The organism is Paenibacillus sp. PAMC21692 (genome assembly GCF_014303795.1).
Classification (GTDB): domain Bacteria; phylum Bacillota; class Bacilli; order Paenibacillales; family Paenibacillaceae; genus Pristimantibacillus; species Pristimantibacillus agaridevorans.
This window is the reverse complement of the sequence record NZ_CP060293.1, coordinates 2,325,002-2,347,317: the sequence shown is the minus strand read 5'-3', so window position 1 is coordinate 2,347,317 and position 22,316 is coordinate 2,325,002. Positions and strand designations below refer to the sequence as shown.

Annotated in this window: 20 protein-coding genes; 5 read left to right on the top strand and 15 right to left on the bottom strand. The window is 52.0% G+C overall.

What is annotated here, in order from left to right:
* Window positions 1–235: 235 nt before the first annotated feature.
* Window positions 236–2,137, bottom strand: coding sequence for an FAD-dependent oxidoreductase (locus H7F31_RS09355; RefSeq protein ID WP_187103928.1), 1,902 nt, complete (start codon window positions 2,135–2,137; stop codon window positions 236–238).
* A 151-nt stretch (window positions 2,138–2,288) separates the two neighbouring features.
* Between H7F31_RS09355 and H7F31_RS09350 the strand changes: the two genes are divergently transcribed.
* On the top strand, window positions 2,289–2,675 hold the full coding sequence (locus H7F31_RS09350; RefSeq protein ID WP_087569671.1) for a YtxH domain-containing protein: 387 nt from the start codon (window positions 2,289–2,291) through the stop codon (window positions 2,673–2,675).
* Window positions 2,676–2,737: 62 nt separating this feature from the next.
* Here H7F31_RS09350 and H7F31_RS09345 read toward each other — a convergent pair whose 3' ends face one another.
* The 5 genes from H7F31_RS09345 to H7F31_RS09325 all read right to left on the bottom strand — a co-directional run bounded on the left by H7F31_RS09345 (window position 2,738) and on the right by H7F31_RS09325 (window position 6,956).
* Complete coding sequence (locus H7F31_RS09345) at window positions 2,738–4,345, bottom strand: hypothetical protein (protein WP_187103927.1); 1,608 nt, start codon at window positions 4,343–4,345, stop codon at window positions 2,738–2,740.
* Window positions 4,329–5,045 carry an ABC transporter ATP-binding protein gene (locus H7F31_RS09340; protein ID WP_187103926.1) on the bottom strand — a complete coding sequence of 239 codons (717 nt, stop codon included), beginning with the start codon at window positions 5,043–5,045 and terminating at the stop codon, window positions 4,329–4,331. The genes H7F31_RS09345 and H7F31_RS09340 overlap by 17 nt, the downstream gene beginning before the upstream one ends.
* A 132-nt stretch (window positions 5,046–5,177) precedes the next feature.
* The gene (locus H7F31_RS09335; RefSeq protein WP_187103925.1) at window positions 5,178–5,981 is read right to left on the bottom strand and encodes a sigma-70 family RNA polymerase sigma factor; all 804 of its coding nucleotides are present in this window, start codon (window positions 5,979–5,981) and stop codon (window positions 5,178–5,180) included.
* Window positions 5,978–6,451, bottom strand: coding sequence for an ATP-binding protein (locus H7F31_RS09330; protein WP_261800363.1), 474 nt, complete (start codon window positions 6,449–6,451; stop codon window positions 5,978–5,980). The genes H7F31_RS09335 and H7F31_RS09330 overlap by 4 nt, the downstream gene beginning before the upstream one ends.
* A 10-nt stretch (window positions 6,452–6,461) precedes the next feature.
* Window positions 6,462–6,956, bottom strand: coding sequence for a DUF948 domain-containing protein (locus H7F31_RS09325; protein WP_187103924.1), 495 nt, complete (start codon window positions 6,954–6,956; stop codon window positions 6,462–6,464).
* Window positions 6,957–7,169: 213 nt separating this feature from the next.
* Here H7F31_RS09325 and H7F31_RS09320 point away from each other — a divergent pair, with 213 nt between their 5' ends.
* Both H7F31_RS09320 and H7F31_RS09315 read left to right on the top strand, forming a co-directional pair.
* Window positions 7,170–9,986 (top strand): ATP-binding protein, encoded by a 2,817-nt coding sequence (locus H7F31_RS09320; protein WP_187103923.1) that lies wholly within the window; start codon window positions 7,170–7,172, stop codon window positions 9,984–9,986.
* A gap of 32 nt (window positions 9,987–10,018) precedes the next feature.
* Window positions 10,019–10,915 (top strand): CheR family methyltransferase, encoded by an 897-nt coding sequence (locus H7F31_RS09315; RefSeq protein WP_187105279.1) that lies wholly within the window; start codon window positions 10,019–10,021, stop codon window positions 10,913–10,915.
* A gap of 121 nt (window positions 10,916–11,036) precedes the next feature.
* On the opposite strand, the gene H7F31_RS09310 is transcribed toward H7F31_RS09315, so the two are convergent.
* The 6 genes from H7F31_RS09310 to H7F31_RS09285 form a co-directional block, all read right to left on the bottom strand.
* Entirely contained in the window at window positions 11,037–11,456 is a 420-nt protein-coding gene (locus H7F31_RS09310; RefSeq protein WP_187103922.1) for an ATP-binding protein, read from the bottom strand.
* 3 nt (window positions 11,457–11,459) lie between these two features.
* The gene (locus H7F31_RS09305; protein ID WP_246608490.1) at window positions 11,460–11,789 is read right to left on the bottom strand and encodes an STAS domain-containing protein; all 330 of its coding nucleotides are present in this window, start codon (window positions 11,787–11,789) and stop codon (window positions 11,460–11,462) included.
* Between the two features lie 35 nt (window positions 11,790–11,824).
* The gene (locus tag H7F31_RS09300) at window positions 11,825–12,457 is read right to left on the bottom strand and encodes a hypothetical protein (protein ID WP_187103921.1); all 633 of its coding nucleotides are present in this window, start codon (window positions 12,455–12,457) and stop codon (window positions 11,825–11,827) included.
* A gap of 108 nt (window positions 12,458–12,565) precedes the next feature.
* Window positions 12,566–13,705, bottom strand: a complete 1,140-nt coding sequence (locus H7F31_RS09295) for a PP2C family protein-serine/threonine phosphatase (RefSeq protein ID WP_187103920.1) — start codon at window positions 13,703–13,705, stop codon at window positions 12,566–12,568.
* Window positions 13,706–13,788: 83 nt separating this feature from the next.
* Entirely contained in the window at window positions 13,789–14,223 is a 435-nt protein-coding gene (locus H7F31_RS09290) for a YflT domain-containing protein (protein ID WP_187103919.1), read from the bottom strand.
* Between the two features lie 291 nt (window positions 14,224–14,514).
* A complete protein-coding gene (locus H7F31_RS09285) occupies window positions 14,515–14,676 on the bottom strand; it encodes a DUF1328 domain-containing protein (protein ID WP_087569682.1) in 162 nt (53 codons plus the stop codon).
* 181 nt (window positions 14,677–14,857) lie between these two features.
* Here H7F31_RS09285 and H7F31_RS09280 point away from each other — a divergent pair, with 181 nt between their 5' ends.
* Window positions 14,858–16,054: a ParB/RepB/Spo0J family partition protein gene (locus H7F31_RS09280; RefSeq protein ID WP_187103918.1), complete on the top strand. Its 1,197-nt coding sequence runs from the start codon at window positions 14,858–14,860 to the stop codon at window positions 16,052–16,054.
* A 261-nt stretch (window positions 16,055–16,315) separates the two neighbouring features.
* Window positions 16,316–16,747 (top strand): SRPBCC family protein, encoded by a 432-nt coding sequence (locus H7F31_RS09275; protein ID WP_187103917.1) that lies wholly within the window; start codon window positions 16,316–16,318, stop codon window positions 16,745–16,747.
* 922 nt (window positions 16,748–17,669) lie between these two features.
* Here H7F31_RS09275 and H7F31_RS09270 read toward each other — a convergent pair.
* From H7F31_RS09270 to H7F31_RS09260, 3 genes are all read right to left on the bottom strand, one after another.
* Entirely contained in the window at window positions 17,670–20,510 is a 2,841-nt protein-coding gene (locus tag H7F31_RS09270) for a hypothetical protein (RefSeq protein WP_187103916.1), read from the bottom strand.
* A 93-nt stretch (window positions 20,511–20,603) separates the two neighbouring features.
* Window positions 20,604–21,431: a carbohydrate ABC transporter permease gene (locus H7F31_RS09265; RefSeq protein ID WP_261800491.1), complete on the bottom strand. Its 828-nt coding sequence runs from the start codon at window positions 21,429–21,431 to the stop codon at window positions 20,604–20,606.
* Window positions 21,431–22,300, bottom strand: a complete 870-nt coding sequence (locus H7F31_RS09260; RefSeq protein WP_187103914.1) for a carbohydrate ABC transporter permease — start codon at window positions 22,298–22,300, stop codon at window positions 21,431–21,433. The genes H7F31_RS09265 and H7F31_RS09260 overlap by 1 nt, the downstream gene beginning before the upstream one ends.
* Window positions 22,301–22,316: the final 16 nt, after the last annotated feature.

Sequence of the window (22,316 nt, the reverse complement as noted above, 5' to 3'; positions counted from 1 at the left end):
ATTCTTGTGATTAGTAGGAGGTATTCCTCCTAATTTCCCCACCCGCTAACACCCGTACCGCTAAGAGCAAACTCCCAAATGGTAATGTAGGGTCACGGTCTGTGTGAAGGAGAAGGGTGGGATTAGAATCTGCACCGCGCGCAGCTCCCAACGCACGGTGTCCCCCTTTAGCATCAATATCGAGGGTATAGGTTTATATATGCGCATTAAAGGGATATGGCTGGCAGATTCACACTTACCGGTATGTCACGCCCGCATGTCTGGCGACGGCGTCTCGCACCAGCATGAATGTCTCTCCGTTCGTCAATCCGCCGGGATGGCTGATCAGCGACCAAGTCGCTGGCGTTATCCAATTCCGCTTCTTTAATTCCGCTACCGCTTGCTCACGCTTAACCTGAACTCCCGACGTCAGCAGCAACGCATGGGCGGCATTCTCAAGCGTAACCGTCTCCCCCGACTTCAAATAGCCGGCCAGCATTCCATCAGGTTTACCCCGGAAATAGCGGGGATGCATCTTGACCAGCCTCTGCATCATCGTCAAATATCGGTCTTTGCTCGACAGGCCGTCCAGATCCCAGCGATTATTGTCATATCCGCCCAGCGTCATGCCCATGCTGACGGCGGCCAGCAGTCCCGGGTACGTCGGATGTCCCCGATACGCCGGCTGCCTTGCTTCGCGCATGCGAAGGTCCATGCCTTGGCCGCGCAGCATATCCTGGAGCCTCGAGATCCCGCTCCTTGATCCTGCCAACTGCCGGAACGATATTCCCTCGTCTATGGCCAGCCTGGCCGCTGCTCCGGCCGCTTCTCCCGTCGCCATGCCGAGGGGGACGACACGAGCGCTGCCATGAGGCAGCGAATCGAAGCTGGCGGATCTCCCGACGACGAGCAGCCCATCGATTTCTTTGGGAACGAGGGTTCTAAATGGAACGCCGTATTGCCGGGGCGACATCATGATCGCACCGTGATCACCTCGTCCAAGCCGCTGGATATCGACGTCGTAAGAGCCGTACGCGATCGCATCCCAGAAGTCCCGGTTCTCCATCAAATCCGCCATCGTCAGCCGATATTCCCCCTGCATATGCCGACTCTCGCGGACATACAGCTCCGGCGCCGTGCCGGCGTAGCTCAAATCTTTCATTTCCTCGAACGTTGTCTTCAAAAACTCGGCAATAAGCGGCGCTTCCCGCCGCCCGATCCGCAGCCCTTCCTGCACGGAGACCGGATCGAGAGGATCTACGCCAAAAATATGCATGGCGTTGACGAGTATCGTACCGTCTTTCTGCCGTCCAATGTTCAATCCGCGCAGCGCCACCCTGTCCGGATTGGAGGAGGGATAGTTGCTCGCCTCCAGGAACCCCCATGCGCTGCTTTGATCCACTCCGGTATCCTTGCGTCTGCCGAAGGATTGCCAGATATCCTCCGTCATCCCGCTTAGCTTGAACACGAGCGTAACGGCCATGCGCGCATCCGGATTGCCAAGATCCTCGCGCCCGACGGTGTAAGGCGCGCCGGCTAGAGCGGCAATATCGCCGTCCTGCGTCGCATCGATGACCGCCCGAGCTTGCAGGACGCGGCTTCGCCCGTTCCCATCGGTAATGGCCAGTCCCCGGACTACTTTACCTTCCAGCTTGGGTTCCATGGATTTGACACCTAATAGAAGCGAGATATTCCTTTCGTCCCTGACCATTTGCTCGAACAGATCTGCCGCCGCATGAGCATCAAACGAAGTCCCGCCAAGCTGATCGTACCACTTCTGGAAGATGCCCTTGTTCAGAAAATCATAATTGCCGCTCCGCTTTGCCTCTGCAGTCTGCTGAGGAGCCAGATTCAGATCCAGAGAATTAAGCCAGCCCATCGTGAGCAGGCCCCCCAGGCGATCTCGCCCTTTGCCATCTACGAGCAGCACACGAAGTCCGTTCCGCGCCGCGGACAATGCTGCAGCTATCCCCTCCGGGTCTGTCCCCGCAACTATAACGTCATACTTCTCGATTGCCGCTTTTGGAAGCGTTAAGCCCACAACCTCCGCAGAGTTGGCGCTGGGCCGCGATGCCGTGTCCATGAACCAGGGCAAACCGATCGCAACGGCAAAGAGCAGCCATACAGCGGCGACGATCCATTTCTTTTTCGGTGCCAATCCTTCTCTTCATCTCCCATCTGGATCAGATGAAGTTATATTTTGCAGAATGGAGGAATTATAACCGCGTGATTCAAGTTCGGGGCGATGGGTTAAGTAGAGTCATAAGGCAAGGACGCCTTTACCAATTCGAGAACAGGAGTGATCGCATATGTCTAAGGAACAAGGATCAAGCGGCATCGTAACCGGGGCAGTAGTAGGAGGACTCATCGGAGCGGCGGCAGCCCTGCTCCTCGCGCCGAAGTCTGGCGAGAAACTGAGAGCCGATTTGATGAACGCTCTGCAAGCATTTGGGCAACGTACGAAAGAGGTTGCCGCAAGCGTCTGCGAAAATACGAAAGAAGCGGCTCAAGGGGCCGTTGAAGGCGTTAAAGGCGCAGTAGACGGCGTCAAGGGAGCGGTTGACGGCGTAAAATCCGATATCAATTCCATGGCGCCGCTGCAAGACGATATTCAGCGCCTAGGCAAGGAGATGGACAAAATGCCAACCAACTCCGAGGTTAAGAGCAAAGGGCTCCAGCCTGACCCGGCGCAATAAGCGGGGTTATCGCAGGGCCACGCGACAGATTGTCGCGTGGCCCTGCGCCCGCATGTCCGATTTTATTTGACCCGGAACGTTCTTGCCCCGTGCTTCCGCACCAGCATCAAAGCGGCCATCAGGTACAGCAGCGTCACGCTGACAATCGCAATCGTAAACGCAGAAGAAGGACCGCGCCAAATGATACTAAAACCGCTCGCAAATGAAATAAGCATGTTTACCGCAAAAAACAGCGGATTTTTGACATTCAGCTCCGTCGAATACGGCTGGAGGTAGTAATACATAAACAAGTGGTGAACGGAATAGAAAATCGCCAGAGAGATGACGCAAGCCCATACCATAAGCAGCTCCAGTTGGAGCCACCCGTGCCCGGTTGCAGCTGTGACGGCCGTAAGCGCTAATCCGAGAGTTGCGGCAATAAGCAGATTATTTTTGACCATGAAGCCCAGCCGGATTTGAAAGTGATCATAGGCCGAGCTCCGGTAGAAGCTGTACCTCATCAGACTGAGATCGCAATTGTAGAACATGGCCTTGCATATACTATCGCCGACAGACAGGAAGTACATGGTCAGAACCAGGAAAGGAATGACGGTACCCGCATTCCATTGCTGTTCCTGCAGTTGTCCGCGGAATAGAAGCATAAATACGACTCCGACTACTCCGATTACTCCTATAATGGCGAGTCGCTTGTTAACCGGTCCGCGTATCAAGCTGCGATGCCTCATGAAAAACAATTCGTTAAGGTATGCATGGCCTTCCTTTTGGATCAGCCTGCCTTTCCCGACAAGCACGGCGTCATAATCGCTTTGCTTCGTCTCCACGCTTTTCTTCTGCGCATCCGCCATCATACGGCCCATATTAAGCAGCGGGTCGTCTCGCTTAGTGGCGGCATCAACGACTTCTCTATATCCCGTATAACGAGCCAGTTGGAAAGCAGCGAACACCCCTCCCAATGGGATCGCGATATACAGCGGCAGATTAAGAAGGACGTTATCCGTTATGGGAGCCGCACCAAGCAGCAGCGGCGCATACGCACCGGCATATCCAACCAAAATAACGCTCCAAACAATCGCTGTTTGTTTAATCAATACCACGCCGGTCCGTTCAAAAAGCTTGAGATGCAAATATTCGCTTACTATACGCCAAAGCGCAAGCAGCACCGTCAACATAACGGCTTCCAAAATGGCGGCACCCAAAAGTCCCGCGAATAATAGCATGGCAGGCAGCAAATAGATGCCAAAGGTCGTATAACGGTAGGCCAACGTAGTTTTCATATAGCGTGCTGGAGACAATCTCATCAGCTTAACCGCGATGTATTTCTCGCGCTTGGGCTCCAGGATGGTCGCACTGCTGACAGCCGCTATCACAAAGCTGATGATGGTAAAAGTATGTATAAACTGACTAAGTTGCTCCGCCTTCGTCAAATCTTCTCCTATACTCACGACAGGCAGATAAATCAAAAGTCCAAGATACATAAATCGGAGCAGGAAACCCCATATCCATGTAAGCAGGAGCCCGGCGACGGAAATGATTTTTTTAAGCTCGAAATTAGCGTAAATCGTGTTTTTGATGAGCTTGTCCATGACCGGGAGCTTCTGAATGTAGAAGATAAGCAGGTTGGCAGCGATGGATGTGCGAATCGCCAGCAGCGTACTAAACATTCTCAGCATGCTCATCATCCTTCAACAGATTAATGACGGATTGCTCAAATTCCTCGCTATGAAGCAGTTCGGACGGCACTGCGGACAATTCTCCCTTATGCAAGACAACCAACTCGTCGCACAGATCGGAGGCCAGTTGCAGAATATGGGTCGAGAAGATGAGAATATGATCCTTCTTGAGCTCCTTCAGCATTCGCTTCATCTCGAGAGCCACAATGACGTCGAAGGAGGTCAGCGGTTCGTCCAGCAAAATAATCGGAGGCTTCGTGATGAGGAACAACAGCATCTGGAGCTTGTTTTTCATGCCGTGCGAATACCCCTTGATCAGCCGATGCCGTTCCTCCTCCGTCATGCTCATCATTTCGAAGCAGCCATCGATCGTCAATTCCGTTTGCAGCTTGTCCTTATTGATATCCATAAAAAATTTAACAAACTCAAACCCGGTCAGAAATTCCGGCAGAATAGGCAGCGAATAGACGTATCCCACATCTTGTTCGGTTATATTCCGCGTACGGCCGTCCTCTTCCAGCAGCACCTGTCCGCCATCCATTCCCTTCTCTCCGCTTAGACAGTCGAACAGCGTTGTTTTTCCCGCTCCGTTACGGCCCAGAAGTCCGTATATCTTACCGCTGTCAAAGCTGAAGCTTGCGGACCGCAGAACCTGTTTGTCGCCGAATTGCTTGTCGATATTCTCTATGATCAGACGCAAAGATGGTTTCCTCCTTTCCTAGGTTCCCAAAAAATGCCTTCATGCAGTTAATCCGCCCCCAATGATGCTTGGCGGCGTTTATTAACAGCATAAAGGCAATTTGCAGCAGAACGCAAGGAAAACGCGGAATGCTTAGTCATCCCGCTCTTCCAGAGCCTCCGCGCTTTCGCCGTAATCATCGCCCAGAAGCTCGCGAAGCTTGCCGATCGCGCGGCGCTGTATGCGGGACACGCTCATCTGGGAGATACCCAGTTTGGCTGCGATTTCGCGCTGCGACAGCCCGCTGGAGTAGACCAGGGTCAACACCTTGGCTTCTTCATCCTTGAGCTTGCCGAAGGCTTCCTGGAGATCCAGACGACCATCCAGCGTCAGCATCTCGTCGTTATTGGTGCTGATCATGTCGCCGATCGTAGCAGCGCTTTCTCCCTCGGAGGACAATGGCGTGTCAAGCGATACATATTGGTACGATTCTCTGGAGGTCATCACCTCTATGGTTTCTTCAACCGACAGCTCCAGATAATTCGCAATTTCATCTACATTCGGCGAACGGCCAAGCTGCACGGATAAGTCGTCGATCGCGCGTCCGAGCAGCAAACCCTTCTCCTTAAGGCGCCTCGGCACCTGAATATACCAGGACTTGTCCCGCAAATAATTTTTGAGATGTCCGACTACGCTCTTCATCGCGTATGCTTCGAACGGAATTTCACGGTCTGCATTATACTGCGCGAAGAGCCGCAACATAGACATCTGGCCAACCTGATACATATCCTCGTACAAATCCGGCCTGCTCCTCGACAGCTTGCCCGCCGCCATCCGAACGATTGGCTCGTAATGTCGGAGGAGCGCCGTCGCGGTATCGTTACAGCTCGTCTCTTGATACTGCTCCAGAAGCTGCATCGTTTGCTGCGGAGTCAGCTCAGAGGAACTTGAATTCATACCATCTCCTCATTTCTGCTCATGCGCTTGGTGAGTACAACCTCCGTACCGTTATTCACCCGGACCTTGACTTCATCCATCAACGCCCTCATCATGAACAAACCCAGGCCGCCGATCGGCGCATCACTGATAGGGGTGCCTTGCAGCCCGGTCGTTCTTATCGGTTCGGGCCGTTCTTCGCGGGCGCCGCCGTAATCTCTTACGGTCATGGTCAGACCATCCTCAAGGCACATAAACTCTACGTCGACCTCGCCTCTGTCATCATTTCCCTTATAGGCATGGAGGATGGCATTAGAGCAGGCTTCTGTCACCGCAACCTTCATATCTTCAATATCCTCATAAGGGAATCCCGCTTTGGCGGCAATGGCATACAAGGCAGCGCGGACAATATCCAGATAGTCGGCTTCCGCGGGTATGCGCAGCTTGATTGGCGAATGGCTCATCATATACACGTTCCTCTCCGTCTTCATCTAGTATAACTCAGTTGGCTTTCATTCTGCTCCAGATCTTAACCGACGATGCCACCATCTCTGCAATGGCAGCCGCCGTCTTTCTAATCTGGGCTCCGCTATTGCCTGCTCCCGCAGACTCATGCCCCATTCTCGCAGTATCGGAGATGCCGGCGCGCGTTGCTTGTTCCGTCTTAGCGGTCGTCTTCTCAAGCACGCCTGCCGCCGCATGCTTCGCGGCCGTCGTCAGTGCATGCGCCGCTTCTCCGATGTCGCTGACAGTATGAAACAATCCATCGAGATCCTTAAGCTTGCGCCTTGCGTCGACCGTTACCGCATTCGTATTCTGTACAACCTCCCTGGCCTCGCTGCTCATCTGCAGCACTTCCGTCCGAAGCTCGTTAACGGTCCGCTTGGTCTCCGCAATAAACGTCTCCGCTTGTTTGACCGTCCTCGTCACCGCTAAGACCAATATGATGAGAGATACTGTGATCACGACCAAACAAATGCCGATTAGAATATTCATTAAGGTCACCTCAATTCATGGTTTATGACGCTCTATCCGTTCTTACCCCGCCGAAAGTCTCTTGAAACAGCTGGAAGAAGCCGCCTCCGAATTGGGTAATGGGACGATACATGCTATAATGGTTAATAGTTTATGAGAGGCTGTTTATAGAGGTTGTTTATACATTAAATCGTTAATTTAGGACGGAACCTATAATGAGAGGACCACTGCCCTATGTTTAAGAATATGAATTACACCATTCGCATGAAGATCGCGATTGGTTATTTGCTTATCATTTGTTGTCTCGGAATTACGATCGCCGTCGTATCGGAACGAATCAATACTTTGCACAATGAGATGGAGCAGATTATTACCCGAGACTTGGAGATCCAAAATTTTATAACGAATATTCGTTACAACGTAGTCAGCATGGAGACCAGCCAGCGCGGCTACCTTATTACGGGCAGACAATCCTATCTATTGCCCTATCAAGAAGGCAAGTCCCAATGGGAAGCCAACCATACGAGTCTTGCGGCCTTGCTTGACAATAACGCAAGCGCGCTCAAGGAACTGGAAGCGGTCAAGCTGACGATTCAGAATTGGATTAACACCACCGGCGAACCGACAATCGCCATGAGGGCGAATAACGACACAGACGGAATCCAAACGTTTTTTCAGAACGATCCCGGCAAAGCCGATATCGACAAGCTCCGGACTCAACTGGAGGACATGCGCTTGTCCCATATCGACGAAACCAAATCCTATATTCTACAGCTCGAAAGCCGCAATCGCATCGTCACTCTGAGCCTGTATATTCTGCTATTCGCGGTCGTCATTGTTTCGTTGCTCATCGTATCCTTTGTCTCGAGCTCCATCGTCAAGACGATACGGCAGGTTTCCTCTACAATTACAGGGATATCCGTTGCAAAGGGAGATCTTTCGAAGCGAATACATGTGAAGACGAACGACGAGATCAAGGAGCTTGCCGAGGCTACAAATGCCCTTCTTGTCAGTCTGGAGGCGCAATCCTGGATTACAACCCGGGTCGCGGAGATTGCCACGATGACGCAAGGCATGAACAATCTGGAGGAGCTTGGGCGATCATTCCTAAGCCGCGTGGCTCCCATGGTCGGCGCACCTTACGGAGTCTTCTACATCCGTGGCGCCAAGGGGTCGGAGCCTCGCATGAACAAGCTGGCGGCTTATGCGGAATCCGGCGATGCAGAGGCCAGGGCAAGCTTCCGGTTCGGCGAAGGTCTCATCGGCCAATGCGCGATGGATAAAAGAACGTACCTGCTGAGCGCGCCCGACGATTACAAAGCCGGCATTCAATCCGGGACGACCGAGCTTAATCCTCGCAATCTGCTTATTGTGCCCATCGAATACGAGGGAAAAGTCGTAGCCGTTGTCGAGTTCGCATCGCTTGAGCCGTTTACTGCCCAGCATCTGAAGCTGCTCGAGAGCATCGAGGACTACTTCGGCGTCACCATCGACAATGTAACGGGCCGTATGGAAGTAGAGCGCCTGCTGAGCGAGTCTCAAGCTCTCACGGAGGAGCTGCAGACACAGACCGAGGAGTTGCAGGCGCAATCCGAGGAATTGCAGATGCAGCAGGAAGAGATGCGAATGACGACAGAGCATCTGGAGGAGCAGAACCTCTTTGCCGCACAGAAAACCAGGGAGCTGGAGCATGCCAAAACCGAATTGGAAGCTTACGCCGAAAAGCTCAAACAGAGCGCGCAGTACAAATCCAACTTCCTTGCCAATATGTCGCATGAGCTTCGAACGCCGCTTAACAGCATCCTGATCCTGTCCCAGATGCTCTACGAGAACGAGAACAAGCTGCTTACGGAAGAAGAGGAAGGTTATGCCCGCGTCATCCATTCGTCCGGGAATGACCTGCTCTCTCTCATTAATGATATTCTGGATTTGTCCAAGATCGAGGCTGGCAAAATCGCTCTCGTCATGGATGACGTCAATGTAACCGAAATCCCGGAAATGATGAGGATGCTGTTCGACCCGGTAGCGGACAAGAAAGGCATTACGTTCCGCATCGAGCTGCAGCACGATATTCCGAGCGTTGTCCGCACGGATGGTCAACGCCTCCAGCAAATTCTGAAAAACCTGTTGTCCAACGCGTTCAAATTTACCGAGTCCGGTACCGTCACGTTAAAGCTCCATCAGGCAGATCCAGCTGTTGTGGCGGATAAGATGCCCGGCAGCGCCCCGGAGGAGCTGCTTGCTTTCTCCGTCGTCGATACCGGCATAGGCATACCTAGAGACAAACAAGATCTGATCTTCGGAGCGTTCCAGCAATTAGACGGCAACACAAATCGCGTGTATGGCGGAACCGGCCTGGGACTCTCCATCTGCAACGAGCTTGCCAATCTGCTAGGCGGATGCATCGTCGTGGAGAGCGAGCTTCATAAGGGAAGCTCCTTCACCCTGTACTTGCCGGCGACTCATTGCGCCGCAATCGAGCTGGAGCAGGCGTCCATGCAAGCGTCGGCTTCCTATTCTGCTCCGGGACGTCAGTTCGAGGACGTAAACGTCGACGATAACGCGACGGCAGCCGCTTCTCCTCCGATTTCGCAATCGGATTCCATAAAGAACGCACCTGCCGCCGCAAGCTCTGGAAAGGACGGTTCCGAAGAAACCGCCTTGTTCCTGGGCAAGCGAGTTTTGCTGGTGGAGGACGACGAACGCAATATTTTTGCGATTGATAAAGCGCTCAAGAACAAAGGGCTGGAAGTCGTTATCGCACGCAATGGACGAGAGTGTTTGGACATCGTAGCAAGCGACTCCAACTTCGATCTGGTTCTTATGGACATTATGATGCCGATCATGGACGGCTTCGAGACGACTCGCGCGCTGCGCGCGGATGAAACCATGCAAGACAAACCGATCATTGCGCTCACGGCCAAAGCGATGAAGAGCGACCAGGAAAGCTGTCTGCAAGCAGGTGCCTCGGATTATATCAGCAAACCCATCCACATGGAGCAGCTGTTCTCGCTGATGAGGGTTTGGCTGACAAAGCAGGTGGGACATTAATGCCGGAGTTCGAAAGTTTCGATTACGCCAGAATGGGCAGGCGATCAGATGATTTCGCCGCATACGAAGAAGTCGCGGCAGGGGATGCCGACGACGACATAGCCATTACGGAGCTCGAGGAATTGGAGATTGATCTGTTGCTTGAAGCCATTCATCGTATGCGCGGCTTCGACTTCCGCAACTACTTGCGCTCATCGCTTCGCCGAAGGATTCGCCATCGCATGCATCTGGAAGGCGCTTTGACGATATCCTCGCTGCAGGATCGTATCTTGCACGAAGAAGGCTGCATGGAACGTTTGCTGGAGGACTTCTCCATCAAGGTGACGGAGATGTTTCGAGACCCGGCATTCTTCCAGACGTTCCGCTCGGAAGTGGTGCCCCTGCTCCGCCAGTATGACCGACTGCGAATATGGAACGCCGGCTGCGCGACCGGAGAAGAAGTATACTCTATGGCCATTTTACTGGAGGAAGAGGGGCTGCTGGAACGTACGATGATCTATGCGACGGATATGAGCAGAGCTGCAATCGCCCTCTCCAAGGAAGGACGATTTCCGCTTAAGCGCATGCAGGCCTATACCAAAAATTATCTGCAGGCAGGCGGATCACGGGAGTTCTCGGCTTATTATACAACCGATCATGCCTACGCGCGCTTCCTTCCCACGCTCAAAAATCATATGGTGTTCGCGCAGCATAATCTGGTTACGGACGGCTCGTTCAATGAATTCCAAGTCATTCTATGCAGAAATGTGTTGATCTATTTCAACCCTGCGCTGCAGTCTCGCGTTCACGGCATACTTAACGAAAGCCTGGCGCCGGATGGATTCCTCGTTCTTGGCAGCAAGGAATCGCTGCTGGCCCCCCATCGTAACGGCTTTACGGAGTTTAACCCCGAGCAGCGGATCTTCCGCAAAAGCGGTGATCCTATATAAGCACGCAAAAAGAGGCCTCAACTGGTTTGAGCGCCTCTTTTTTAACACAATCGAATATATAAGCCTCGAGCATTCGAAAACCGAATCCCGCACCCCCGAACGACTTCGACAGAAGTTTTTCTCATTGGCGATATTTGGTTAACCATACATCGGTGCCTTCTGACGTGGGAAATACCTCCACTTTGTCCATCAGCGCCTCCATCAAATAGATGCCAAGCCCACCGGCCTGGAGCTCTGATACTGCTGCTCCGCCCAGAGGAGTGGATGACAGCCCAGCTCCTTCCAGCACGAATGGCGAACCATCGTTGTGCACCTGGATAACAAGGGCTTGGTCATCGTGGTGAAAGGTGACCTCGATCATGCCTTCCCCGGAATGTCCTCCATGCAGAACAGCGTTGCTGCAGGCCTCCGATACGGCCACCTTCATGTCCTCGATATCTTCGTATTCGAAACCAAGCTTGCTGGCGATGCCGTACAAACAAATTCTGACCAAGTCGATTTGATCCGCATGAGCCGGTATGTGCAATTGAACAGCTTTCATCTCTTACGCTCCGGCTCCTTCCTTTATATATCCCGAAATACCCGTCAAGTCGAACAAACGTTTCACTTTGGCCGGTATCTCCTGTACGTAGAACGGTGCTCGCAATCCATCCCGTGTCTTCAAAATAGATACGATAACGCCGATACCCGTGCTGTCGATATACGTCAAATTTCTTAGATTCAAAACAAGCGCAATATCTTTGCGTTTCAACACATGCTCAAGCGCGCATTGCAGTTGCGGCACGGCAGCAAGATCGAGTTCCCCCTCCAGATACATGACGTATTCGCTGCCCTGCTCTTCGGTTCTAATCTTGAATGGTTCCAACTTCATCATGAGTTCACTTCGCTTTCTTAAAAATAATAGAGGGATTAGACTGTTGCCAAATGATAATAGCTGATATATGCAAGCTCCCCTGTCTCTTCATCCAGGAACAGCTTAAGCAGCGCTTCGTCTCGCTGGAAGACGATTCCGTCTTCCGCAATATAGTCGGGTTCGCCTAATACGGCCTTAAGATCGGCAACCGTCATGGGAACAGTAACATCGTCCAGCAAAATCTCCTTGACATCGCCGGGAATGTCAATAGCCTGGATGTATTCGCCGGAGAAAACAACGCGCAGATCTTCATACTCCATAATAACAAGATCGCTGTAGACTTCATCCTGCGTTACGCCGCGCGGCTCGCCCAGCTTGCCTATGACCGCCGCGCGGTCGTCGTACAACGTAAGCTCCTGAACGCTTCGAAGCAGAATACCTTCATCGGCGCCCAATGCAGCCTCGTCCTGTTCGACGGTCTGCACAACGGAAGATTCCTCCTCCGGATAATAGGCCGCTTCTCCGCTTGGCCATTCGCGAGGCTCAGTTACTTCGGGAGGCGCCGTTCGACCCGCCCCGACGTGATCCGGCGAGACGGCCACCGGTTCGAATCCTGTATGATATTGGCTTTCTCCGCCAGTCGATAACATTCCGCTTACTATCAATGCTACAAAAAGGAATACTTTCATTCGTAAACCCTCCCTGCAATCAAACACTTTGCTAGAGTCTATACATAAGGTATAAACCATTCCGAAGGGTTTGAAACAGCAGGTCGGAATTATTTTCGCAAGGAAAGTTTAGTGCAGGACGGCACGTACCAGACAGATATCGTCACGTTGCTTATCCCCGCCATGCTCGGCCAGCAGCGACTCGACGAGTTCCTCGGGATTAAGCTCCATGCTTTTCTTCGAGCTCATGGATTCGGCCAGCTCCCGCATGCCGCAGTCGCTAACTTCAAGCGCATCCAACAATCCGTCCGTATACAGAAATAGATCCGTACCCGGCTCATAAGCCAATTTCACCTTCCGAATAGCAAGATTATCGAACAAACCGACGGCAGGTCCGGTAGGCTCCATATATACCACTTCGCCGCCAGAGAGTATTACACCTGCCGGATGACCGGCATTCACATATTCCATACTTCTCGAATCCGTGTCGACCACGACAAAAATAGCCGTAAAGTAATAGTTAATCAGTTCATCCGATCGATAGAGCCCTCCCATGTAGCGATTGAGCTCCTGCATCACCTCTACGGGATCGTTAACGCGCATGATCATATCGCGCAGCACAGACGAAATAAACATGCAGACCAGCGAAGAAGAAATGCCATGTCCCATCATATCCAGCAGAATAACGCCGTACCTGCTGGCATCCATCCGGAACCAGGCATAATAATCGCCGGCGAGCTCCGAAGAGGGACGGTAAGCCGCTTCGATCTCGATGCTCCTATTGCGGATTGGTCCGCTAAGAACGCTTCTCTGTACCTGCTTGGAGAGCTCCAGCTCGTATTGGATCCGCTTGTCGCGCTCCTTATGCCAATCCTTCTCATGCTTGAGCCTCAAGGCGGACCGCATCCGGGCCAACAGCTCCAGCTTGTTGATCGGCTTCATCACATAATCGGACGCTCCCGCATCGAGCGCCTCCGCAAGCTTATTGGAATCACCGACCGCGGTAACGAAAATAATCGGCACATCCCTGTACTTCTCTCCTGCCTGAATGCGTCTGCAAGCCTCAAGCCCATCAATTTCCGGCATCATCATGTCCATCAGAATGAGATCGACGGGCTCCTCCGGAGCGGAGTCGTCCTCCAAACCAAGCAGGTCATACAGCTCTCTTGCTGAAGAGGCGATGCGAGTATCGGTATATCCGGCCTTGGTCAGAATAGCGCGAATAATCATTTGGTTGGTTATATTGTCGTCTACGATTATAATGCTCACGTGCTGTTCCTCCCATTAATGCTTGCTAGAGTCGCATAAATGCCCATGACAATAGCCTACCCCCGCGGGCAGGCTATTGCAACCTATTTCAATGGCGGTTGGTTATTATAGCTGTTGTACATCATATAGGGGTGAAAGTAAACTTCGCGGTCATAATCATCGTTTTCGTATTCGCGACCGCCCCAAGCGATGACAACGATTTTGTCACGATCCATCTCGACCTCGAGACGTTCCGCCTCCGCCTTGGCCACGCCGAGCGACCTCATCTTGGCTCTGAGCTCGTCTCCCGTGCTGCGAAAGATATTGCCGATCGCGGTCCCGATTCCTTGATCCATGATGCCGATCTCTTCGGCATCCGTCCGCTCTGCGATTCGCTTCGTTCTCGTCTTGTCATGCGTCAGAACGAAAATCCGATCCTCCTCATAACCTTCCCGGCGGAACCGTTCCACCTGCTCCTGTACTTCTTCCCTCGTCATTACCGTGTGAACCTTCGTCAGTTGCGTGTTGATCGTTGTCATATGAATTCCCTCCATTTACGGTTCGTTTATAGCGGTTGTTCAAAAAGTCCGCTTTTGATCACGAAGCAAGCCACGAAACCTACTCGACATCGAATCTTGCATTCAGGCGAAACTTCCGTTGCTCACGTAGCTTCCACTACGCTCCGCTACTCAGTTTCTACCTTCATCCAATTTTCTCGGTGCTGAAAACCGAACTTTTTGAACTCTCACTTATAGATTGCAGCTATTTGATGCCTGCAGGTGATGTTCTTTGTCTCCGTTCCGTTCTGTCGCAGCTTCCGCCCCCGTCAGTTAGACTCGCCTTCTGCCGAGAATAAGAGAAGCAATGAATAGAACCAGGAATACGACGAATAAGATTTTGGCTATGCCCGCCATCGCGGAGGCAATCCCCATAAATCCGAAGATGCCTGCTGCTACTGCAAAAATGAAGAACAATAGTGCCCAGCCTAACATAGGAATCACTCCTTTTGAAATTGTCATTCGCTAGCTTGATTACTATTAACCTCAGGACGCAGAGATGAAACAACCTCGTATATCGCGGACTTTCATTGATTCGTATCAGCGCTCAGTTATAATAGAAGTATCAGTAATCTAGAAGGAATAAATTATGCTGCCTGGATGAAGGAGAGAACTCATGGACATTATCGAAATTCCCTTGTCGCTCATCGAAGAGGATAAGGATCAGCCACGCTATCAGTTCGACGAGGAGGCGCTGGAGGAGCTCATGAAGAGCATCGAGGAATTGGGGCTGCTCTCCCCCATCAAGGTTCGGACGATGGAGGGCGGACGATACCGTATCATATATGGCAACCGCCGGTACAAGGCTACCGAGATGCTGGGACGGAAGACGATCCCGTGTATCGTCTCTACCACATCGGACGAGATGGAAATTTATCTGGAGCAGATCGCGGAGAACTTGACGAGAGAGGGATTCTCCCCTATCGAGGAGGCTATCGCGTTCGACAAGCTGATGAACGATGGACGGTTCCGCAGCTCGCTCAAATTTCTCTCCGCCAAGCTCGGCAAGCCGGAGAGCTACATTAAGAACAAGTGCGAGCTGTTGAAGTTCAGCAAGGCTGTCCAGAAGCTGATCGTCAGCGGGACGGAGATTCGCAAGGATAAGCTGACGGAGGATCAACTGCTGCCGCTTAAGGATCTGTCCATGGAGCATCGGGATCCTCTGGCGCTCATCGCAGCGCGGGACGAGCTTCCCGTCAGCGACGTAAAGAAGATCGCCAAGCTGTTCAAGGACAAAACAATCTCCGACAACACCAAAGAGAAGCTGCTGCTCAAAACGGGCAGCGGCTTGATCGAGACCTGGTCGGTGTACGAGCAGAACCGGAAGAACAAGAAAGCGGCTGAGGAAGCGAAGGCTGACGAACAAAATCGTAAGGGATCGGCGACTGGAAACGCATCGAATGCGACATCTGGTGCGTCGGTGTCCGGGGCAGCATCGAATGCGACAACTGAGGCATCGGCTTCCGGGGCAGCATTGACTGGCTACACGACGTCACAGGCGGCTAGTGGCGCCGCTGGCGAACCGTTAAGCCCATCTGCTTTCGACGGCACCGGAAGGCCGGCTGACGGTTCATCTTCGCAAGAGGCTGGAGCTGTGGCGGCGAGTAAAAACGTCAACGTGTCCGACTTGCTGCGCAAGCTGCAGCAAGAGCTTCCCCGTCAGACGGAGCTCTTACGTTCCATCGCCAAGCTGGTGGTCGAATCCGACGGAGAGGGTCAAGTGCTGTTTACGCACGAGGTAGACGCCGTGGTGGAGCAACTGGAAGAACAGCTTGCCTTATGGAAGTCCCTTCGCGAGAAATCACCGCTTTAGGCATACATTTAACTGCACCGCCAAAAAACGGCGACAGCCGGTTCACCTTGCCCCTAAGCGGCGCTTTTCGGCCCTATCGGCAGTATCACTCCTATATGGGCTCACGCGGAAGGTTGACATCATAATGGTCATCCATTATCTTATTATTGTTCCTATCACTTGTGAAGCAGGCAACTTTCGTCGGGACAAGCCTTAAGTCGGTGGATGAAGCATCCACGCGCTTAAAGGATCCTATTTGGGATGGAGAGGCAGGTCATACTCATGGAAACTGGCAAGAAAGCTAGTATTACCGTAGAAGTCGAGGTTCACGCGCCTGTTCAGCAAGTGTGGAAGTATTGGACGGAGCCTCAGCACATTACGCAGTGGTCGTTCGCGTCCGACGAATGGCATGCGCCTAACGCAGAAAACGACTTGCAGGCTGGAGGCAAATTCCTCACGAGGATGGAAGCCAAGGACGGCAGCTTCGGATTCGATTTCGCCGGTGTTTATGATGAAGTGAGGGAATACGAATTTATCGCGTACACACTTGGCGACGGACGGAAAGTCGCGATTACGTTCACTGGGCAAGGGGACAGCACGAAGGTTGTCGAGGTTTTCGACGCCGAGGACACCAACCCTATAGACATGCAGCAAGCTGGCTGGCAGGCGTTTATGGACAATTTCAAATCATACGTCGAAAGGTCCGAAACTTAATAAAGGCATCACACGAGACACGCGTTTCAACTACAAATTCCAATTTCGAATGAACCTTCCGGCAGGAAGGTTTTTCTTTTTGCGGCGTGCGTACTCTTAAACTGTATTAACGCTGGATACCAGTTGAACGAGGCAGACGTGTATGATTTTTCATACACGTCTGCCTCGTTGTCTGCATATTCGGTGGATTGTGTATGATTTTTCATACACGTCTGCCTCGTTGCCTGCATATTCGGCGAGTTGTGTATGATTTTTCATACACATCTGCCTCGTTGCCCGCACATTCGGTGGATTGTGTATGATTTTTCATACACGTCTGCTCGTTGCCTGCAAATTCGCGGATTGTGTATGATTTTTCAGACTCAATCCCGGGAGTCCAGTTAAACGAGCACGTCGTCGGTCGTACGTAATAACATTCTTTTCGGCGGATTCGCAGACTTATGTATACGAGGCGAGGCGTCCGGTAACTTTTAACATCTTTAAAGCAGTCGCGGTCCGCAAGAGCAACGCATGTGGGCTCCGGCTTTTTTGCCGCATTTCATTTATTATCATTACGATGCAGCCTCCCTCTATTGCTGGAATCGATTGTAAGCCGCTAAAATATCGAAGCCCTTTCAATCGTATCTACAATTTAAGCTTGAAGAAGGAGGCACACCATCCAAAAGTTTGATGATTCTTACGGCTATCCGCCATTCCATTTCATTTGGAAATGTAAGCCAGTAATTTGTAACGCAATTGAAATATTTCTTTCATCCATCTTTAATGTTAAGAGCCTATAATAGAACTCGACCCCCTTTTTAAAATATAAATTACTTTGGCCCGCTGCCCGTTGCAGCGGGTCCCTTTTTTTGTAGCGGGATGTCGGTCCCCCAAAGCGGATCGGCGCTACTAGACACTGTGTGGTTCTTGTACTCCGCCTTGCTCAGTATTTGACTGTCGCGCTCCATTCGGTATTGTCGAATTGGGTGTTGCCGATCGAGTCGAGCACGAAGTAAAGATTGTCTCCGGCCGTCACGGATACCGACAATTCGTAATCGATTCCGACCGTGTTCGTAGCCCCGATCGTTTGCCAACCCGATGTCGGCCAAATTTGCGTGCCGTTCTTCATGATTTTCGCCTGGATGCCGTTGCCTCCTTGTCCCTCATAGCCTTTCGCGATATGCCCGAATACGGTCACCGTGCCCGTTGTAGGAGCGGTCCATGTCCGAGCCGATTTCACCGTCGTATCGGGATGGTTCCAGTAACGGGACAGGATCGAATAGCCGGTTCCTTTCCAATAGCCGTTTGCCGCGTTCCAGGTAAGATTCGTGTAGGTGACGAGATCGCTCGTCTGCTTATAAGACCAATTTCCGGCTCCCTGCACATTGCCGAACGAGTTCGCCGCATTGTCTCCCGAAGTCGCCGCCGTCGTGAACGCGGACTTGTTGTCGTCTCCGTCAACCGTTCTTATTGTATACGAATCGGATAACGAAGCTCCCGCGAGAAAGACATAATTGCCTTTGGCGACCTTCGTGCTGTATACGCCGTTTTTGTAAATTTCGTAATGGGACACCCAATTGTTGTCGGCGCCGGCCGTCCATGTCAGCGCAACGCCTCCGCGGTTCATTTGAGTCTCGAGCGTTTTGGCAGCGGCGGATGGCGCTGTTGGATTCGTCGAATCGGTTCCCGCGCCCGGATAGTTGGTGACGTTAAGCCAAACGAGATCTCCGCCCCAATCTTGCGCGCCTATGCCGTTGGCCATCCAATAGGCTCCCGTATTCGAAACCTGAAAGCCCGAATTGTGGAAGCGGACCGTATAATTCAAAGTCGGCTGCAAACCTTTAGGATATACAGTGACAAAATTGGCGTTGAAATGGCTGTGCAGAGGAATAATGACGCCTTTGGTGTTGTCGTTGTTCATCCGCTGGACATAATACGTTTTATCGTCGTTGGTAACCTTGTCCGGATGGTACATTTTTGACCAGCGTCCGGCCAACCCGATCGATTTCATGAAATGGTAGATGTCCGCGTTTTTCCGGAAAGCTTCCAATTGTGCTGGAGTAGGCGTTCCGTCCGCGTTCCATTGCCATGCGCTGCCCAACAATGCCCTTAAGGTGACTTGGCTCGCGGACCAACTCAGATTAGTCCCCGCATCCAGATCTCCCCAATACTTATCGGGCGCATACAAATATGAAGGCGTATAAATCGAATAATGCCCATTCGCGCTGTCCGTCGTCTGAACGATGTCCGCGTAGCGGAACGCTTCCACCGACATTTGACGACCGCCGCAGTTGTTGACATTGATGCCCGAATTCGGATTTGCCGTTTTGAAGTCTTTCATCAGTTTAAAATAATTAAGGCTCGCATTGATTTGATTTACGCCGGCGCCGTCAAAGGAGCCCCCGCCAAAATCTTGCCGCCAGATCCAGTCTCCCCACTCCGCGCGTTTGGAATTCAACTTATTCAGCATCCAGCTATTTACCGCCGAATTGGACATTATGAGCTCGTTTTGCATATTGTTCGCAATGCTGCAATCCGAAACCGTACCTGCGGTATCCCATGTTGGATTGGCCGTCAATACAGCCGAGCTTGCATTCGCATTCCAAATGGGCATCCATACCATCAAGTCCATTTCATTCTTCTTTGCCAGCTTGTTCAATTGCCCGAAATTCGTCGTCGTAATATTATTCCAATCGCCCGCACGGTCGTACCAATGGTCGTCGATATGCCACATATCCGCTCCGACGTAACGGAAATACTCAGTAAATCTAAACATATTGGCGTGATCGAATTTGGTGCCCGCGCTCCATATAAAAGGCTTGACGGCACCCACCCACTTGTCTTTAGTCAAATCCCATTTGTAACGGTATTGGAAATCTTTTAACGCGTTGCCCGCGTCATCCAGATCTCCCTTGTATACCATGACGTGGGTGAGCGGAAGCCTTAGCGTGGCGCCGGCGGCCAGCGTCGTTCCGTTCGCGCCGTATGCGTCAACTTGCACTGTGCCATTGCCGCTAAACCTCGAAAACCAGTTGCTCCCGTAACTCCAGCCGAGCAGAACTCCGTCGTCGTGGGCCGTACGCCGGTACACGACTTCCTGCAAATAGTCTTCCGCGCCGTAATGCACGGATTGCAGTTCCCTGATCCAGCCGCTCGAAGGCGTATCGGTTTGCAATCGAAGAGATGTCGTCTTGTTATTGCCGCCGGTAAAATAGTAGAACTTCGTGTCTCCGGACGCGATATCGGCGGACATGACATTCGTAGACAGTAATTCCGGATCGGAGATCGTATAGCCGCTGCCTGTACGGTTTTTGAATTCCGTATATTGCTCGATGACGCCGGTGCTCGGCCATATGATGTAATGCAGCGTCACGTCGAGCACGCTGTTGCGGATCGTAATGTCCTGGGTGACCGACCCCTGATCCCCCACAGCCGAAGACTCGCTTACCAGCGTCCATCCCCCGCCGTTGCCGTGGTAGCTCGTGCCGGACACCGTTATGCGGAATTCGGTGCCGGTCTGGCCGCTTTGAAGCATTTCGCGCGAAGTAAGTTTGTTGTACAGACGAGTCATTCTGAAGTTTCCTCCGCTCAGTTGCACCTTCTTCTCGATCGTCCCCGTACCCATCGTCCAAGTACCCGTGACACTGTCATAGTTCACATAGGCGTCGCCCGAAGTCGCGGCGACGACTTCGTTTCTGTCCATCGTCACTAATAATCCGCCGAGTACCAGGATGGCGGCCACCAGCTTGATCAAAATCCGGTTCATCTCTTCCCGGTTTTTCACTGAACATCGCTCCTCATTTCGAAAGATTTGGCCTTGTAAACAATGAAGCTTCTCTTCACCTCCTCTCCGGACGTGCGTAAATGAATTAATGAATTATCCTTTCACCGCCCCTGCCGTCATGCCTTCGATCAAATATCGCTGGGCGAACAAGTAGAAAAGCAGCACAGGCATCGCACAGACGACCAATACCGCAAACAGCAGCTCCCATTGCGTGCCGTATATCGAATTGAATTGATAGACCGTCATTGGCAGCGTCTGCTGAGACGATTTCGGCAGCCATATAAACGGGCCGATGAAATCATTCCATGTACCCATAAACGTCAGAATCGCGCCGGTAACCAGAATCGGCTTCAACTGCGGCATGATGATTACGAGCAATAGGCGGAAAACGCCGCAGCCCTCCATCATCGCCGACTCGTCGATTTCTTTCGGAATCGACCGGATAAAACCTGTGATCAAAAACACAAGCAGGGAAGTACCGCCCGCCGCACCAAGCAGAATGAAGCCGAGTCTTGTTCCGTACAGTTGCAAATAATCCATGACAAGCACGGTCGGAATTAGAAAACCGCCGGGAATGAGACCGAAAAGAAAAAAGCCATATAAAAGCCGGCTGATCCTATCCTGTCGTCGCGCCAGAATGAACGAGGTCGCAGAAGACAGCAGCATCTGGACAACGATGGCGAACGCGGCGAAATAGATGCTGTTATACAAACCGGTCTTGAAATTTGACGTTTTTAACACTTCAGTATAGTTTTCGAAATGTAGCCGTTCGGGCAGCGCGAAATTCAATTGAGCTGCTTCGACAGGTGATTTCAACGAAATCTGGACAGCGAAGTAGAACGGAATGAGCACGACCAGCGTCAGCAGCAAAGTGAACAATTCCAGAGCGCCGAGTTTGAGTTTGTTTTTTTTGGTCCGCATCACAAATCGACCTCCCGCCGCTTGAAGTAGTAAATCATCGGGATCGCGAGAAGCAGGATGCTGACGACAAGAATCAGGTTGATCGCCGTGCCGTAAGCCCGCTGGCCGGAGCTCATATGGAGTACGACGAGTCCCATGACAGTCGGAGCGTTCGTGCCTCCGCTGCCGGCCATGAGATACGGCAGATCGAAAGCTTTCATCGTTCCGATGAAGGCCGAAATCATGTTGACCGTAATGGCCGGTCCGATGAGCGGGAAGGTGATGTTGCGAAAATTTTGAAACGCCGTCGCTCCGTCGATTTTCGAGGCTTCGTTTAGCTCGGACGGTATAAGCTTCAGGCCCGCGAGAAAGATCGTCGCCGAGAAACCCATCCACCACCAGCCATGGATGGAACTGATGACGAATATGTTAATATCCTTGTCCGTCAGCCATCCCATGATTTGGTCCCCGAGCCCAAGCGCCGTAAGAAGCTGATCGAAAGGGCCGTTCGGATACAAAATCGCGGAAAACGTGTACGAGATGATAAGAGAAGAAAAAATGACGGGCGAGAAGAAGGCGCTGCGAATGTAGCCGCTCGTTTTAAATGCCATGTTCATAAGCAAAGCCAGGCCCAAACCGACGATATTTTGCAGCACCATAACCATGAAGGCGTAGATGACCGTGTTGCGAAAAGCGAGAGCGGTCTGCGGATCGTCGAACAACGAGTATCGGATATGCTCGAATCCGACAAAGTGAATGCCATTGTCGTTGAGCGCATGCCAGTCGGTAAACGCCGCCCCCATCCCCACGGCGGCCGGAACTAAAAACAGGACGGCATAAATCAATGCTTGTGGTAAAACCAAGTAGAGCGAATAGTATTTGTTTCTCATTTCACTTCACCTTCTG

Coding starts and splice junctions, on each gene's coding strand:
- H7F31_RS09350 (WP_087569671.1), top strand. CDS start 2,289: ATGTCTAAGGAACAAGGATCAAGCGGCATCGTAACCGGGGCAGTAGTA.
- H7F31_RS09345 (WP_187103927.1), bottom strand. CDS start 4,345: ATGCTGAGAATGTTTAGTACGCTGCTGGCGATTCGCACATCCATCGCT.
- H7F31_RS09335 (WP_187103925.1), bottom strand. CDS start 5,981: ATGAATTCAAGTTCCTCTGAGCTGACTCCGCAGCAAACGATGCAGCTT.
- H7F31_RS09330 (WP_261800363.1), bottom strand. CDS start 6,451: ATGAAGACGGAGAGGAACGTGTATATGATGAGCCATTCGCCAATCAAG.
- H7F31_RS09325 (WP_187103924.1), bottom strand. CDS start 6,956: ATGAATATTCTAATCGGCATTTGTTTGGTCGTGATCACAGTATCTCTC.
- H7F31_RS09320 (WP_187103923.1), top strand. CDS start 7,170: ATGTTTAAGAATATGAATTACACCATTCGCATGAAGATCGCGATTGGT.
- H7F31_RS09315 (WP_187105279.1), top strand. CDS start 10,019: ATGGGCAGGCGATCAGATGATTTCGCCGCATACGAAGAAGTCGCGGCA.
- H7F31_RS09310 (WP_187103922.1), bottom strand. CDS start 11,456: ATGAAAGCTGTTCAATTGCACATACCGGCTCATGCGGATCAAATCGAC.
- H7F31_RS09305 (WP_246608490.1), bottom strand. CDS start 11,789: ATGATGAAGTTGGAACCATTCAAGATTAGAACCGAAGAGCAGGGCAGC.
- H7F31_RS09300 (WP_187103921.1), bottom strand. CDS start 12,457: ATGAAAGTATTCCTTTTTGTAGCATTGATAGTAAGCGGAATGTTATCG.
- H7F31_RS09290 (WP_187103919.1), bottom strand. CDS start 14,223: ATGACAACGATCAACACGCAACTGACGAAGGTTCACACGGTAATGACG.
- H7F31_RS09285 (WP_087569682.1), bottom strand. CDS start 14,676: ATGTTAGGCTGGGCACTATTGTTCTTCATTTTTGCAGTAGCAGCAGGC.
- H7F31_RS09280 (WP_187103918.1), top strand. CDS start 14,858: ATGGACATTATCGAAATTCCCTTGTCGCTCATCGAAGAGGATAAGGAT.
- H7F31_RS09275 (WP_187103917.1), top strand. CDS start 16,316: ATGGAAACTGGCAAGAAAGCTAGTATTACCGTAGAAGTCGAGGTTCAC.
- H7F31_RS09265 (WP_261800491.1), bottom strand. CDS start 21,431: ATGCGGACCAAAAAAAACAAACTCAAACTCGGCGCTCTGGAATTGTTC.
- H7F31_RS09260 (WP_187103914.1), bottom strand. CDS start 22,300: ATGAGAAACAAATACTATTCGCTCTACTTGGTTTTACCACAAGCATTG.